13 protein-coding genes are annotated in these 15,153 nt (G+C 72.4%); 6 read left to right on the top strand and 7 right to left on the bottom strand.

Annotated elements, in window-relative coordinates:
- Positions 1-53: 53 nt before the first annotated feature.
- The gene (locus NOO62_RS24975; protein ID WP_414930876.1) at positions 54-2,795 is read right to left on the bottom strand and encodes an FG-GAP-like repeat-containing protein; all 2,742 of its coding nucleotides are present in this window, start codon (positions 2,793-2,795) and stop codon (positions 54-56) included.
- A 207-nt stretch (positions 2,796-3,002) separates the two neighbouring features.
- Between NOO62_RS24975 and NOO62_RS24980 the strand changes: the two genes are divergently transcribed.
- The 4 genes from NOO62_RS24980 (at position 3,003) to NOO62_RS24995 (ending at position 6,762) form a co-directional block, all read left to right on the top strand.
- Positions 3,003-3,866, top strand: coding sequence for a hypothetical protein (locus NOO62_RS24980; protein WP_268773087.1), 864 nt, complete (start codon positions 3,003-3,005; stop codon positions 3,864-3,866).
- 130 nt (positions 3,867-3,996) lie between these two features.
- Positions 3,997-4,584: an RNA polymerase sigma factor gene (locus tag NOO62_RS24985; RefSeq protein WP_268773088.1), complete on the top strand. Its 588-nt coding sequence runs from the start codon at positions 3,997-3,999 to the stop codon at positions 4,582-4,584.
- Positions 4,585-4,825: 241 nt separating this feature from the next.
- Complete coding sequence (locus NOO62_RS24990) at positions 4,826-5,491, top strand: RNA polymerase sigma factor (protein ID WP_268773089.1); 666 nt, start codon at positions 4,826-4,828, stop codon at positions 5,489-5,491.
- Entirely contained in the window at positions 5,491-6,762 is a 1,272-nt protein-coding gene (locus tag NOO62_RS24995; RefSeq protein WP_268773090.1) for a hypothetical protein, read from the top strand. Before NOO62_RS24990 ends, NOO62_RS24995 begins: the two co-directional genes overlap by 1 nt.
- Positions 6,763-6,949: 187 nt before the next feature.
- Here NOO62_RS24995 and NOO62_RS25000 read toward each other — a convergent pair whose 3' ends face one another.
- A complete protein-coding gene (locus NOO62_RS25000; protein WP_414931009.1) occupies positions 6,950-7,831 on the bottom strand; it encodes a L,D-transpeptidase family protein in 882 nt (293 codons plus the stop codon).
- 188 nt (positions 7,832-8,019) lie between these two features.
- Between NOO62_RS25000 and leuE the strand changes: the two genes are divergently transcribed.
- Positions 8,020-8,679: a leucine efflux protein LeuE gene (gene leuE, locus NOO62_RS25005; RefSeq protein ID WP_268773092.1), complete on the top strand. Its 660-nt coding sequence runs from the start codon at positions 8,020-8,022 to the stop codon at positions 8,677-8,679.
- A gap of 66 nt (positions 8,680-8,745) precedes the next feature.
- Here the strand turns inward: leuE and NOO62_RS25010 are convergent, their stop codons facing one another.
- Together NOO62_RS25010 and NOO62_RS25015 are read right to left on the bottom strand one after the other, a co-directional pair.
- Positions 8,746-9,216 carry a MarR family winged helix-turn-helix transcriptional regulator gene (locus NOO62_RS25010; RefSeq protein WP_268773093.1) on the bottom strand — a complete coding sequence of 157 codons (471 nt, stop codon included), beginning with the start codon at positions 9,214-9,216 and terminating at the stop codon, positions 8,746-8,748.
- Between the two features lie 34 nt (positions 9,217-9,250).
- On the bottom strand, positions 9,251-10,720 hold the full coding sequence (locus NOO62_RS25015; RefSeq protein ID WP_268773094.1) for an FAD-dependent monooxygenase: 1,470 nt from the start codon (positions 10,718-10,720) through the stop codon (positions 9,251-9,253).
- A gap of 29 nt (positions 10,721-10,749) precedes the next feature.
- Between NOO62_RS25015 and NOO62_RS25020 the strand changes: the two genes are divergently transcribed.
- Positions 10,750-11,406 (top strand): TetR/AcrR family transcriptional regulator C-terminal domain-containing protein, encoded by a 657-nt coding sequence (locus NOO62_RS25020; RefSeq protein ID WP_414931011.1) that lies wholly within the window; start codon positions 10,750-10,752, stop codon positions 11,404-11,406.
- Here the strand turns inward: NOO62_RS25020 and NOO62_RS25025 are convergent.
- From NOO62_RS25025 to NOO62_RS25035, 3 genes are read right to left on the bottom strand one after another with little or no spacing between them, the layout of a single operon-like run.
- Positions 11,390-12,565 (bottom strand): acyltransferase family protein, encoded by a 1,176-nt coding sequence (locus NOO62_RS25025; RefSeq protein ID WP_268773096.1) that lies wholly within the window; start codon positions 12,563-12,565, stop codon positions 11,390-11,392. The two genes, NOO62_RS25020 and NOO62_RS25025, sit on opposite strands and share 17 nt — an antisense overlap.
- A complete protein-coding gene (locus NOO62_RS25030; protein ID WP_268773097.1) occupies positions 12,562-13,983 on the bottom strand; it encodes a polysialyltransferase family glycosyltransferase in 1,422 nt (473 codons plus the stop codon). The genes NOO62_RS25025 and NOO62_RS25030 overlap by 4 nt, the downstream gene beginning before the upstream one ends.
- Positions 13,983-14,960, bottom strand: coding sequence for a glycosyltransferase family 2 protein (locus NOO62_RS25035; protein ID WP_268773098.1), 978 nt, complete (start codon positions 14,958-14,960; stop codon positions 13,983-13,985). Before NOO62_RS25035 ends, NOO62_RS25030 begins: the two co-directional genes overlap by 1 nt.
- Positions 14,961-15,153: the final 193 nt, after the last annotated feature.

Consider the following 15,153-nt stretch of genomic DNA (forward strand, 5'->3'; position numbering starts at 1 on the left):
GCCGCTCCCCGGGCGCGAACCCGGAGAGCGGCGCACGAGCGGCCACGGCGACGCTACGGCGTCAGTGACTGGCCCAGCTTGGCGCCCGCCGGAGTGCCCAGGAGCGTACGCCCGTAGTAGACCCCGCTCGCGCCGGGAACGCCCGAACTCCCGCTGTCCAGCTGGAGGATCGTGCCGTCGCCCGCGTCCTCGCCCTCGACACCGATCGCCAGGTCGGCGCGGCCGGTGCCGGACAGGTCGGCCAGCGTCACCGAGGAGCCGAGACGGTCGCCCGCCTCGGTGGAGCCGGGGACGTCGGGCTCGTCCTGCGAGAAGGCCTTCGCGCCCGTGCCGGTCGGACCGGACGCGGAACCCTTCAGGAGCAGCGAAGTGCCCGCGTCCGCGCGGTTCTTGTCGGCGCGGGTGATGTCCTCGCCCGGGGTGCCCGTCAGGACGTCCGCGTAGCCGTCGAGGTCGTAGTCGCCCGCCGCGACCGACCAGCCCATCGCGTCGCCCGACTCGGCGGCGCCGGGAACCCCGGACGTCGCCTGGTGGACCGTCTTCATGCCCGTCGTGGTGAAGCCCGTCGACGTACCCGGGACCACCGTGACCTGGCCGCCCGCGTGGGCGCCCGACTCGGCGGTGTACGGCTGGCCGATGACCAGGTCGTCGTAGCCGTTGCCGTTGACGTCGCCCACGGCGACCGAGCGGCCACCGGGTACGGAGAGCACGCCGACCCGGCTGAGGCCCGAGCGGCCGCCCCTGAACCAGGCGACCTTGCCCTTGCCCGCCTGGTCGCGGTAGGTCAGCGCGACGTCCGCGTACCCGTCGCGGTTGAAGTCGCCGGACGCGGCGTCGGGGTACGCGACGGCCGTGTCGCCCGGGGTGAGGCTGCCGCCCGACTCGTGTTCCGCGTCGAGCCGCGCGGCCCACGAGCCGCCGGTGCCCGTCGACGCGGCGAACACGTCCGCCTTGCCGTCCGCGTTGAAGTCGCCGGACGCGACCGCGGCGCCGAACCGGGCGCCGGGGTAGTGGAAGTCGGGCGAGAGCTGCATGTCGGTGCCGGACGTGAACGTCGGCCCGTACAGCATGGTGACCGCGCCGCGGTCCTTGTTGGACGTGTCGTCCTCGCCCGGGGCACCGATGACGAGGTCGGCGTACCCGTCCGCGTTCAGGTCGCCCCACGCGGTGGAAGCGCCCCAGTCGTCGCCGGTCTCGGAGGCGCCGGGGACGCCCTCGCTCGCCTGCGTCAGGGAGATCCGCGAAGCGCCGACCGGCCCGCCGAGCCCGCCGGGGACGACCGTCACGCGGCCGCGGTTCGAGGACGCCTTCGGGGTGCCCGCGATCAGGTCCGTGATGCCGTCGCGGTTGTAGTCGGCGGTCGGTACGGCGGAGTTGCGGCCCGCGCTGCTCGCGTAGCGGCGTATCTCACCGAGCTTCGCGTACAGGTTCTTGCCGGGGCAGAGCGTCGCGTGACCGTCCTTGTGCCCGGAGATGGTGTTCAGCGACGCCTGGTCGCCCTTCTTCCACACGCCGGTGTCTCCGGCCGCGGTCAGCGTGACCTTGCCGGCCGGGTCGCCGCCGTACTGGCCGAGCTTCCACGCCGCCACGCGCGCCACCGACTCCAGGGCGGCGCGGCTCGGCCTGCCCGCGGGCTTGTCCGTCGCCGGGTCCCCCTCGAAGTCGCCGAGGACGGCGATGCCGGCCGAGTCACCGTCGAAGCCGTCGGTGTGCGCGCCGCGGACGGGCAGGTCGACGCCGCCCGCGCGGCCCTCGAAGACCTGGCCGCACTTGTCCACCAGGAAGTTGTAGCCGAGGTCGTTCCAGTGCTCGGTCTCCAGGTGGTACGTCATGATGCCGCGCACCAGTGACGGGGACTCGGCGCAGCTGTAGTCGTTCGAGCCGACCGTGTGGTGGACGAAGACCGCCTTGACCTTCTCGATGTACTCCGGCGGGCCCTTGACCTCGGACTCATCGGCGCCCCAGGCCGCGCGGCCGATCACGGGCGGCTTGGTGACCGTCGACGGCGGGGCCGTCGGCTTGGTTGGGGTGGGGTCGGGTTCCGCGGGGGACGGCGGGGCGCCGGTCGGGTCCGTGGGGTCCGAGGGGGCGGCGGCGAAGGCCGCGGGAGCCATGGCGGTGCCCTGGGCGGTGCCTCGGGCGGTGCCTTGGGCGGACTTTCCACCTGCTGTCCGGGCGGCGCCGGTGCCGCCGTCGAGCGCCGGGTTCTTCGCCTCCTTGGCCGTCACGCCCGGGTCCACGAGGTTGACTTCGAGCCCCTCGGGCAGCTCGGCGCCCGCCGACCCGTCGGCGGCGACGACGCGGACCTCGACGCCGTCGGAAGGACCGACCCAGAGCGGTCCGGACGCGGCACGCGCGCCGCCCTCACCCTTTCCGCCCTTCTCGCCCTGCCCCACGGGATGCGTCTCCAGGTCGAGGGCACGCCAGGCGCTCCACGCCTCGGAGCCGACGGCACGCGTACGCACCTGCGCCGTGCCCGACAGCTCCTCGCGCGCCCCGCTCCACGAGACGCCGAGGAGGGAGAACAGTTCGGTGGACGTGCGCGGCAGTCCCCGCTTCGTCGCGCCGTCGGCCTCCAGCGGGAGATCGTGCACGCTCGACGGCCGCTGGGCGCGCGGGTCGACGCCGGGGCCCTCGCCGTCGCCCGGGCCGGCCATCGCGTACGTCACCGCACCCGCGCCGCTCAGTGCGACGGCCCCGATCGTCAGCCACGCCCTGCGCTTGAGACTCAGCGGTCGGTACGCATGCGTGGTACGCGCCTTTTGACGCGGTTTGCGCGGGCTCAATTGCCCCACCCCTCAGCGAAATTCAGGTGAACACAGCGAGTCCCTACGACTGATCGAGAGGGCAAAGGGTTGTAGTGCCGCGGGCGATTTGTCGCGTGATCTATCCCGCACGCCTCAGTAGTGACACGTGGCCGGGCCGGTGCGCTGGACCATGTGAGAGTTGTGTGTGCTGATACGTGTGTGCTGATGCGGGTGGGGCTTGAAGTGGGGGAACGGGTGGGGAAGCGAGTGCGGACCGGGGCGCGGGCGGCCGGAGGGCGGCTGCGCAGGACCGCGGTCTGCGCCGTCGCGGTGAGCGCGGCCGTGGGTGGACTCGCGTCCTGCGGCACGGACCGCGAGGTGACGTACGCCGGAGGCAGCCTCGAAGAGCTCGTGCCTGAGGACGAGAAGCGCGGCAGGGAGCTCGCGACCGAGGCGATGACGCTGTTCCGGGACACGGAATCCGTCCGCATCGCCGTCGAGATGAACACCCCGAAGGGCCACCAGAAGGTCTCGCTCCACGTGGACCGCGAGAGCAACTGCACGGGGACCTTCGACGCTGGCCCCGCGCAGCGCGGCGACCTCATCATGATCGCGGGCGGCTCCACGTATGTACGGTTCAGCGAATCGGCGCTCGCGGAGATCCGGCGGATGGCGGCGGGCCGCGGCCCCGAGACCGCGGCGCGGGTCCGGGAGCGGACGGCGCTGGCGAGCGGAAAGTACCTGAAGATACCGACGGGGCCGGGCGGGGGCGCGCGGCGTGTGATGCCCGTGAACAGCTGCGACCTCGACAAGTTCACCCACGCGATGCCCGGGAGTCCGGGCCCCGACGACGTCATCAAGGCCCTCCCCGAGACCCGGCGGCACGGTAAGGCCGTCATCCCGCTCGTCGAGGACAAGGAGGGGGACAAGACGTCGGTGTACGTGGCGGCGAAGGGCAAGCCGTACCTCGTCGGCTTCGAGGCGGAGGAGAACGGCGAGATCATGACGATGCGGATGTCCGAGTACGGCGAACCGGTCTCCGCGGTGGCCCCGGCGGCCGCCGAGACGCTCGACATCTCGGAGGTCGGCCCGGGCGGCGGCGGCCTCTTCGAGGTCTGACCCCGCCGCCCGCTCCCCGCGAGCCCCTGACGGACACCGCCCGCTGTGACATTTCCGCTCTCCCCGGCGCAGTCGACCGTGAAGGCACGGGCGCGCCGACCGGTGCCCGGGCGGGCCGGATGGGAGCGGGTTGGGCCAGGGTGGGGGACCCCGTCGAGCACAGGCGCACGACGCGGAGCTGGGCAGGGCCGTCGCGGCGGCCCAGGAGGGCGACGAGGCGGCGTTCGCGGTCGCGTACCGCCTGGTCCAGCCGGGGCTCGTCGGCTATCTGCGCGGGCTCGTCGGCACGGACGGCGAGACGGCGGAGGACGTCGCCGCCGAGGCGTGGCTGGAGATCGCGAGGGACCTCGGACGGTTCCGCGGGGACGGGGCGGGCTTCCGCGGCTGGACCGCGACGATCGCCCGCCACCGGGCCTTCGACCACCTGCGCCGCCTGAAGACCCGCCCGCGCCCGGTCCCGTTCGACCAGGAACTCCTCGAACTCCCGGCCCCCGCAAGCACGTCGGCGTCAGCCCTTGAGTCGATCTCCACGGAACGGGTCCTGTCCCTGATCGCCGCCCTGCCCCGCGACCAGGCGGAGGCGGTCCTGCTCCGCGTGATCATCGGCCTGGACGCGACATCGGCGGCCCAAGTCCTCGGCAAACGCCCCGGCGCCGTACGGACGGCCGCGCATCGGGGGTTGCGGAGGCTGGGGGAGGGGCTGGAGGGTCCGCGGTGACGGAGTGAACCGAGCCGGCCGGGGCCGCCACCCCCCACAGGAGAGGCCCCGGCCGGTACACGGTACGAACCGCGTGCGGCCCGTACTCTCTTCAGCGCCGCGCGTGCGTTTTCTGTCACACCGCGTTCTGTCACCCGCTAGTTGCGCGTTGTACAAACATGGACGTAGGGCCGCCCGAGCCCGTAGCGTGCTGGTTCGCGCCGGGGCCGGGCGCAGATCTCCGAGTGGCAGGATTGAGAGAGTGCTGGGGGACGACGCGGAGCTGACCGCCGCGGTGCTTGCGGCGCAGGACGGGGACGAGACCGCGTTCCGTACTGTGTACCGCGCCGTGCACCCACGGCTGTTGGGGTACGTACGCACGCTGGTCGCCGACCCGGACGCAGAGGACGTCGCCTCCGAGGCCTGGCTGCAGATAGCGCGCGATCTCGACCGGTTCAGCGGCGACGCGGACCGGTTCCGGGGCTGGGCGGCGCGCATAGCGCGCAACCGCGCCCTCGATCACATACGGATGCGGGGCCGTCGCCCCGCGGTGGGCGGCGACGAGTCCGAGCTGACCGGGAAGCCGGGGGAGGCGGACACCGCGGGCGAGGCGATGGAGTCCCTCGCCACCAGTGAGGCGCTGGCCCTCATCGCGCAGCTCCCGCAGGATCAGGCCGAGGCCGTCGTGCTCCGCGTCGTCGTCGGTCTCGACGCGAAGACCGCGGCGCAGACCCTCGGCAAGCGCCCCGGAGCCGTCCGCACGGCCGCGCACCGCGGCCTCAAGCGGCTCGCGGAACTTCTCGGTCCGGAGGGGGCCGACCCCATGGAGGCGCTGGGCGCCGTACCGCCACAGAGGGAGCCGCGTGGGTGCGCGGTGACGTCCGCCGGTGTGACGCAATCGCGTACGCGGACGCAGAAGGACATGTGATGGCCGACGAGCACCACAAGTGGCTGGACCGCGACGCGGCGGAGCGTCTGCTGCGCGGGGAGCCCCTCGGAGGCATCGATTCTTCCGCGAACGCGAACGCGGAGGCGAATGCGAACGCGAAGGCGGGGGCGGAGGCACGCACGGAGGCGGACGCGGGCGTGCACGTGCAGGCCGAGCGGCTCGCGCGGGCGCTTTCGGCGCTGAACCGTGCGGGCGAGCAGGGGGCGGTTTCCTCTGCTTCCTCCTCCTCTGCTCCCTCTCCCTCTCCCTCTCCCTCTTCCCCTTCCTCCTCCTCTTCGTCGGCTGGTTCGGCCGGTGGCGTGGCGGGTGAACTTCCGGGTGAGGCCGCCGCGTTGGCCGCCTTCCGTGCCGCACGCGCCGAGAGCGCGGGCGCGGCGGGTGCCGCGCGTGGCGGCAGTGCCAGGACCGCGCCCTACGCGACGCCCGCGCACGAGGCCGCCGCGGGCGAGACCGTACGACTGGGGCGCGCGGGCGGCCGTCCGCGCCCGAGCCGCTGGGGAAGACCCGTGCGCTTCGGCGTCGCCGCGGCCCTCGCGGGCTGCATGCTCGGCGGCGTCGCGGTCGCCGCGGGGACGGGTGTACTGCCCTCGCCGTTCGGCAAGCACAGCAGCCCCGGCCCCGCCGCGTCCGCGTCCTCCGAAGCCACCCCGGAAGAGACGCTGCCCTCCCCGTCCGGCGAGCCCCGCGAACCGTCCGAGGACCTGTCGCCCGACGAGACCACGGCCCCCGACGAAGCGCCCACGTCGCAGGAGCCGGTGAGCAGCCCGCCGCCGGAGGCCGAGGCGAACGACGAGCACACCGACGTCCCCCGGCAGCCGAGCGGCGACAGGACGATGCCGCCGCGCCGCGACGAGGCGCGCAAGTGGTACCGCAAGATCGTCGTCGCCTGCCGCGCCTACCGCAGCGGCGAGCTCCAGGGCAAGAAGCGCCGCCGCCTGGAGGAGGCCGCCAAGGGACCGGAGCGGGTGGAGGAATTCTGCGGCCGGGTCCTCGGCGGAGGCGGCGCGGGCGGCGGACGGCCCGGCGGCGGTGGCCAGGGCGGCGGGCAGGGCGGCGGTGACGGCGGTCACGACGGCGGCCACGACGGCGGCGGCGACGGCGAGGACGGCGGCGGCGACGGCGAGGACGGCGGCGAGGCCGACGGCGGCTCGGGCGGTGACACGGGGGGCGTGGTGCCGCCCGTCACCTCACCGTCCGCCCCGTACCCCGGCCCCACGACATCGCGCAGCGCCCTGCCGTACTTCTCCTGAAGCCTCGTTCCTGACCCCTGCTGCCACACCCTCCACCAAAGGTGTGACGTTTTTCGAGGGCGCGACGCAGTAAGAAGTGAGCCGACTGGTCATCGGCCCGCGCACGAGCCGGGGGTTCCCCCCGTACCTTCGGCTCCGTGCCACCGGCGTGGGCGGGATACGTTCCCCCGATCCCGCCCACGCCGCCTCACTTGTAGATGACGACCCGGTCGCCGTTCCGCACCTGCGCGAACAGGCTCGCGATCTTCTTCTCGTCCCGCACGTTCACGCACCCGTGCGACCCGCCCGCGTACCCCCTGGCCGCGAAGTCCGACGAGAAGTGCACGGCCTGGCCGCCGCTGAAGAACATCGCGTACGGCATGGCCGTGTCGTAGAGCGTCGAGACGTGGTGCCGGGACTTCCAGTAGACGTCGAACGTGCCCTCGCGGGTCGGCGTGTACTGCGACCCGAACCGTACGTCCATCGTCGACACCGCCTTGCCGTCGATCATCCACGTCAGGGTGCGGCTGCTCTTGGCGATGCACAGGACCCGCCCGGTCAGGCAGCGCTTGTCCGGCGCGGCGGCGGGCATCCCGCCGCCCGCGTACAGCTCCTGCCGCGTCGGTTCGCGCGTCATGCCGAGCAGCCTGCGCCAGGTGAGGGTGTCCGTGACGCCCGTGCGGGCCAGGCCGCGCTTGGCCTGGAAGCCGGTGACGGCGGCGGCGGTGACGGGCCCGTACGTCCCGGTGGGGTTCTCGGCGAACCAGCCGATCTGCCGCAGCCTGGCCTGCAGCTCCCGCACCTGTCTGCCGTCGTCGCCCCTTTCCATGAGCGTCTTCCCGGGCTCGGGGGCGGGCGCGGGGGTGTGCGGCGCGGGATCCCGCGCCGGTGTCTTCGGCGGGGTCCGCGCCGGAGTCCGGCGCGCTGCCTCGATCGGCGTCTGCTTCTGTGCCGGCGTCCGCGTCGCCGTCCTCCCCGGCTTGCCGTCGTCGCCGCTCGGCCCCCCTTCCGCGTCCACCGCGACCGCCTTGCACCCCGCCGTCAGCACCAGCACCGCCACGGCTCCGGCCGATATCGCGCCCCTGCCCATCACGCCCCCGCGTTCGTAGACGACTCCGTGGACACCATGCACCACACTCCTCGAAGTGTTTCCCGGTTTGCCGCGAGTGACGCGTCACGGGCCGGATATCGCGGCCGCCGCCCGACCGGATCCTCCTCAGCTGTCCGTCAAACGGACACGCGTGTCCCCATGTCGCACCCTCGTGCGACACTCCCGCCATGCTGGGTGTCACCGATCTTCCGACGTATCTCGCGGGCCTCGCCCTGATCATTCTGCTGCCGGGGCCGAACTCGCTGTACGTGCTCTCCGTCGCCGCCCGCCGCGGCGTCCGCACCGGTTATACGGCCGCCGCGGGCGTCTGGTGCGGGGACACCGTCCTGATGACGCTGTCGGCGGCCGGTGTCGCCTCGTTGCTGCAGGCCAACGCGCTGCTCTTCGGGATCGTGAAGTACGCCGGTGCCGGGTACCTGACCTGGCTGGCGGTCGGCATGATGCGGGCGGCGTGGAGCATGTGGCAGGCGCGGCGCGAGCGGACCGCGGAGAGTGCGGCGGGGCCGGAGGAGGGGGACGCGGCGGGCGAACGGCCGTTCCGCAGGGCGCTGGTGATCAGCCTGCTCAACCCGAAGGCGATCCTGTTCTTCATCGCCTTCTTCGTGCAGTTCGTCGATCCGGGGTACGCCTACCCCGCCCTCTCCTTCGTCGTGCTCGGCGCCTTCGCCCAGATCGCGAGCGTCCTCTACCTCACCGCCCTGATCTTCAGCGGCACGAGGCTCTCCGCCGCCTTCCGCCGCCGCAGGCGGCTCTCGGCCGGGGCCACGTCGGCGGCGGGCGCGCTGTTCCTCGGGTTCGCGGTGAAGCTGTCGATCTCCAGCGTGTGACGACGGGGCATGTGACGACGGGGCATGTGAAGACGGGGCGTGTGACGACGGGGCGTGTGACGGCCGTCAGTGGTGCCAGGCCGAACCCCCCACGTTGTGGATCATGCGCTGGAGGACCTTCAGCGTGCGGACGTAGTCCTCGTCCGTGATGCCCTCGTGGATCTGCGCACGGACCGCCTTCTGGCGCTCGGCCACGCGGGCCTGGAGGGCGCGGCCCTCGTCGGTGAGGGTGATGAGGCCGTCCCCGGGGGCGCCGCTGACGAGGCCGCGGTCGTGCAGGGCGTCGATGTCGTGCACCAGGGCGCCCTCGCCGACCTCCAGGTAACCCTTCAGGACGGCCACGACCTCGTCCCGGGGTCTGCCCTCGGGGGCCTGGAGGAGCTGGTTGAGGATCCACCACTGGGGCTGGGTCAGGCCCATCTCGGCGAGCATCGTGCGGATGTGGTGGACGACGGCGGTGCCTGCGGCCGAACTCCAGTAGCCGACGGGCTGGTTGACGAGGTCCTGGTCACTGTGCGAGTACGCGAATGCTGTCATGCCCTTGAACGTAGGACCTCAAGGAGGCTTGAGGTCAAGGGGTGACGGGGATCCCGCAGCGCGCCAGGTACGCGGTGAGACCGGCCCGCGCGTCCGTGCCCGCCCAGCCGACGTGGCCGTCGGGACGGATCAGGAACAGGCCCTTCCCGTAGGGCTCGTACGCCGGAATCGTGTGGGCGTGCACCAACTCGCGGGGCAGCGGCGGGAGTTCCGCGTCCGTGCCCACCGCCAGCAGCGTGAAGTGCGGGCCCCGGAACGCGTCGAACAGGGTCCCCGTGCCGTACGGCCCGTCCGGCGCCCGGTCGCCCGCCCGCACCACGTCCTCCGGTACGTCCTCACGCGTCTCCGCCGCCAGTGAGCCCTCGCGGTAGCCGATGCCGAGCTGGCGCGTGGCCGCGCCACGGCGTGCCTCGCCGCGGTGGATGCGCGTGGACAGGCCCAGCATCTGGGCCGCGTTGGGCAGCCGCTCCTCCTCGTACGTGTCGAGGAGGGTGTCCGGCGCCCCGTGCCGGAGTACCGCGGCCAGCTTCCAGCCCAGGTTGTACGCGTCCTGGACGCTCGTGTTCAGGCCCTGACCGCCCGCGGGCGAGTGGACGTGCGCCGCGTCCCCGGCCAGGAAGACGCGGCCCTCGCGGAAGCGGTCCGCCAGCGCCGCGCGCGGCCGGAAGTCCGAGGACCAGCGCACCTCGCGCACGTCGGCCGCGGCCAGGTGCGTCCGGGCGGCCACGAGGTCGCGTACGCCCCGAAGGGAGAGGTCGGGTGTCGCCCCCGCGGGGAACTGGGCGGTCAGCTGGAAGTCCTCGGTGCCGGCCAGCGGGCAGATCGCCGTGTAGAGGCGGGTGCCGTCGGCGGGCGGGAACATGTGCCAGTTGTCGCGGTCGAGAGCGGGGATGATGACGTCCGCGACCAGGACCGGGTTCGGGTCCACGGCCTCGCCCGCCATCGTGATGCCCAGCGCGCCGCGCAGGGTGGAGCGGCCGCCGTCCGCCGCCACCGCGTATGCCGCCCGCACCGTCGCGCCGGTCGACAGCCGGGCGGTGACCCCGGCCCCGGCCCCGCCCCCGGCGCCGTGAACGGACTGCGTCACCTCCGTCACCTCCGCGCCGAACACGACGTCGCCGCCGAGCTCCCGCAGGCGCGCCAGCAGGATCTCCTGGGTGCGCCACTGGGGGAGCATCCACGGCGTGGTGTACGGCGCGGTCTCCGTCGGCTCCGGTTCGTCGAACATCCGGTGCTCGCCCTGCCGCTCCCCGTACCGCCACACCATGCCGACCGGCATGGGGCCGCCCGACGCGAGGACCGCGCCGATCACGCCGAGGTCGTCGAAGACCTCCATGGTGCGGGGCTGCAGCCCCTTGCCGCGCGAGCCGGGGAAGAGGGTGGGAGCGCGTTCCACGACGAGGGTGGGTACGTCGCGGCGCGCCAGGTCGCAGGCGAGGGCGAGACCGGTGGGACCGGCGCCCACGATGAGTACGCCAGTGTCCTTAACGTTGTTAAGTTCCATGTCGCAAAGCTTGCGCTTAACGGTGTTAAATTGTCAAGGTGGCTACGACGAAGCTGGACCGGACCCGAGTGGCGCGCACCGCGCTCGACCTTCTGAACGAGACGGGGCTCGAAGGGCTGACCCTGCGCGCCATCGCCCAGCGCCTCGACGTGAAGGCGCCCGCCCTGTACTGGCACTTCAAGGACAAGCAGGCGCTGCTCGACGAGATGGCGACGGAGATGATGCGGCGCATGGCCGAGGACTTCCTGTCCGCGCCGGACCCCGACTGGCGCGTGGCGCTCACCGCCGCGATGCGGGGCCTCCGCGCCCACCTGCTGCGCCACCGCGACGGCGCCAAGGTCTTCAGCGGCACGCGCTACACGGACCTGTCGTACGCGGCGCCCCTGGAGGCTCATCTGCGGACGCTCGGCGAGGCGGGATTCGCGCCGGGCCCGGCCGCGCGCGCCTGGTTCACCGCGTACAACTACACGATCGGCTACGTCATCGAGGAGCAGTCGACAACTCCGGGGCCCGACCGCGGCGAGGACGGCTACGACCTCGCGGCGCGCGCCGAGCGCCTCGCCGCGTATCCGCTGGCCGCGGCGGCGGGCGAGGAGATGTTCCGTTCGCACGACCGCGGCTTCGAGGAGGGTCTCGCCGCGGTCGTGGCGGGAATCGGGGTGACGCTCGTCAATTCCGAGGGGTAAGGCTCCGGTTGAGGCCGTTGCGGATGAGCGGGGTCAGCCGCTCCTCCACGTACCGGTTCAGGAGCCACGCGAGGAGCAGCATGGCGGCGATCGTCAGGCCGAACGTCGCGTAGGACGGCAGGCCCACGTGTCGGTGCAGCACCTCCACCGTCACCCAGCCCAGGTGCTCGTGCACCAGGTAGAACGGGTACGTCAGCGCGCCCGCCACGGTCAGCCAGCGCCAGTTCGCCCAGTCGAGGTGCCCGAGCGCGATCAGGAGCACCGCCAGGAAACCGGCCGTGACCACCGCCATGATCGCGACCGAGGAGCGGTACGAGAAGAAGTCCGGGTTCGGCGCGTGCCAGAGCCGGTCGACGGCGTAGTGCTGGCCGATCAGCCAGCTCACCCCCGTGATGCCCCACGCCGTGAGGTCGCGGCGGTCGCGGTGGATGAGGTAGATGCCGATGCCGCCGACGAAGAAGGGCGCGTACTCCGGCATCAGGACCAGGTCGAGGAGCGGCTCGTTCGCGGCCTCCGACACGGCCGCGGCCAGCGTCCACACCGCGCAGAAAAGCACCACCCGCGCGCGGGTCGCGCCCGGCATGACCACGCACAGGGCGAAGAGTGCGTAGAAGCGCAGCTCGGCCCAGAGCGTCCAGCACACGCCGAGCACGCGGTCGGCGCCCAGCGGCTGTTGCAGCATGGTGAGGTTGACCAGCGCGTCACTGGGCGAGACGGCCGCGTACGTCACGGCGGGCAGCGCGAAGACCGCCGTCACCAGGACGATCGCCGCCCAGTAGGACGGCAGCAGCCGGGAGGCGCGGGACGCGAAGAACGAGCGCATGGGCCTGCCCCAGCCGCTCATGCAGATGACGAAACCGCTGATCACGAAGAAGATCTGCACGCCCAGACAGCCGTACGCGAACCACTCACTGGCCGTCGGGAACTGCGCCTTGGGCGAGCTGCCCCAGGCCTCGGCGATCTCCCCGTCGCGGCCGCCGTAGTGGTACGCGGCGACCATCAGCGCGGCGACGAGCCGCAGCCCGTCGAGGGCGCGCAGCCGCGGTCTGCCGCGGGCGGGTCTGCTGGCGGCGGCGGCCGGGACCGTACGGGAGACGTGTCCAGCGTCGTGTTCCGCGCCCGGTATGAGCTTCGGGAGCGTGGGTCCGGGAGTGGTCATCCGAGTGCGGTCCGCTTGAGCGAGCGCTGTACGGAGCGGGCACGGCGCGCGACGCGCCGGACGGCCGCGTTGCGCGGGATGAACGCGAGCTGCGAGGGGACGGCCCCGGGCAGCGCGAGCGCGGTGAGGCGGCGCCGCTTGAAGTAGCGCCAGGTGGTGGCGTCCAGGTTCCGGGCGAGGTAGCGCTCGGCCTCGGGGCGCAGGCGCGGATAGATCTGGGGCTGCATCGCGAAGCCGACGGCCTTGAGGAGGTTCGTCAGCTCGCCGGTGCCGAGACCGGCCTCCTGCGCCGCGACCGCCGTGCCGTCGGTGAGCTCGGGCAGCAGCGCGTCGACGATCGTGACGGGGACGCGGTTGCTGTTCTGGTAGGGCGCGAGCCGTTCCAGGAGGAGGTCGGTGCCGGTGCGGGCGGCGGGCAGGCCGTACAGCGCGGACGCCGTGAGCAGCGCCGTGGAGAAGCAGCCGACGACGAGCGCGGGCCGCATCCGCTGGTAGAGCACCTCGGCGAGTACGGGCGTGTCGAGCACGGTCAGCTCGACGCCGATCGTCCGCGCCTCCTTCTCCAGGGCGCGCGACCAGCGGGCCGGTGCCGTGGGGTGGGGCTTGAACACGACGTGCGTGTGGCCGAGCGAGGCGGCGCCGCGCACCATGCGGATGTGCAGCTCCTCCTCTTCCTCGGCGGTGAGGATGGAGAGGGCGGAGAGGTACTGGCCGAGGACGAGGACGGGCGCCTCGCCGTCCGGAAGCGTCGGCAGCTCCGGAAGCTCCGGCGACTGCTCTTCGGCCTCGGCGAGTTCACCGAGTACGTCGAGGAACGCGTCGGTCGGTACGACCTCGGGGGCGACGCCGAACTCGGTGAGCAGGAGCGGGGTGAGCCCCGGGACGAGGTCCAGGTGGAGCAGGCGCCGCACACGCGTGCCGACCAGCGGGTCGATCTTGTTGCGGGTGGGGCCGTAGCTCATCAGGCCGTCGGCGTAGACGTCCACGGGAACGCCCGTGAAGATCTGCGCGAGCGCGAGCGCCGGGTTGACCTGGATGGACTCGACGGCCAGCTCGATGTCGTCGTCGCCGAGGTCCCACAGCATCCGTACGTAGCGCTCCCAGAGCACGACGTCGTCGCCGCGCGGGGCCCAGCCGCCCGGGTGGAAAGGGGCGATGGCCTCGTTCCAGGAGCGCACCTCGTCGAACCGGCCGCGCAGCCGCTCGAAGCCCGGCATCTCGTCGAGGGGCGTCGTCGTCTCGGGCGTCGCCGCGTTGTTGCTGACCAGGAGGATCCGCCGGTCGGCGGGGTCGAAACGGTCGGCGTCCAGGGCGGCGGCGAGCGTCGCGACGCCGTACAGCGTGGACGCGAGGAAGATCTGGGTCGTACGGGGGGCCGTGGGCGCGGTCGGGGTCGGAGTCACCGCTGCGGTCGCCATTACGCGGCCACCTCCGCCGACACCGGACGCCGCCGCAGCCTGCGCAGCCGCGTCGCCCGCTGGAGGTCCATGGAGTCGAGCGCGTCGTCGAGAACGCCCTGCGGCATCCGCTTCAGGGCGGCCGCACTCATTGACTTCAATTTCCGCGCCACGGGTGGCTCGAACCTTTCGATGGATCCCAAATGGTGGGAGATGATCGCGCAGTACGTGCGTACGGCCTTCGGCAGGAGTTCGTCCGCGTCCCGGTCCGCCGCTGTTTCCTGTACGACCTGGTCGAATGCCTTGATGAAATCGAGCTGGCGTACGTCACCGATCTGGGTCAGTGAAGAGGCGACACCGCGCCGGTAGAACACACCGAGAAGACCGACCGCGGCGAAGGATTCCGCCTCCCGGTGCAGCCGCCAGATCCACGGCCTGTCCTCGGCGGTGCGCAGACCGTCGGTGAAGTGGAGCAGCCCCGCGTCGGCGAGCCTGCGGTGGTAGATGCCCGCCCAGGCGTACGCGTAGTCGACGGAGGTCGAGCGGTCGGCGGGCAGTATCACCTCGCGCGGGTTCAGCACGACGCCACGCCTGCCGTGCGGCACGCGGTGCACGCTGCGGGCCCGCGCGGTGCACTGGACATGGTCGGTACGTACGAAGTCGCAGCCCAACCGCTCGATGGCGTCGACGAGTTGCGTGTAGTACCCGGGCGCGAGCCAGTCGTCGCCGTCCAGGAAGGTCAGGTACTCGCCGCGGGCCGCGTCGAGACCCGTGTTGCGGGCGGTCGCGAGGCCCCCGTTCTTCTCATGGCGGAGGTGGACGGCGCCGGGAAGCTCGCGCGCCGCACGCTCCAGGATGTCCGGAGTCTCGTCGCGCGAGCAGTCGTCGACGAGAATGAATTCGAAGTCGTCACGTGCGTTCGCACGCAGACTCCTCAGAGTGTCGGGCGCGTATTGCTGCACGTTGTAGAACGGCACGATGACGGAGAGCTTAACCACGTGGGTGACGTTAGGTGTCGGCCCGTCATTCGGGTCGACCCGCAGCGGTATGCCAGGTGAACGACGTGTGGCGGAATGGTTAACCGGGCCGCCGGAAGGCCGTTTCCCGGGCCGATTCGCCATTCGTCGGCGTGCTGTTAACCGTTTGTTGCACCTGAGTTGGGCCGCGAATCGAATTGCCTTCCTAGCGTCT

The organism is Streptomyces sp. Je 1-369, from assembly GCF_026810505.1.
Taxonomy (GTDB): Bacteria; Actinomycetota; Actinomycetes; order Streptomycetales; family Streptomycetaceae; genus Streptomyces.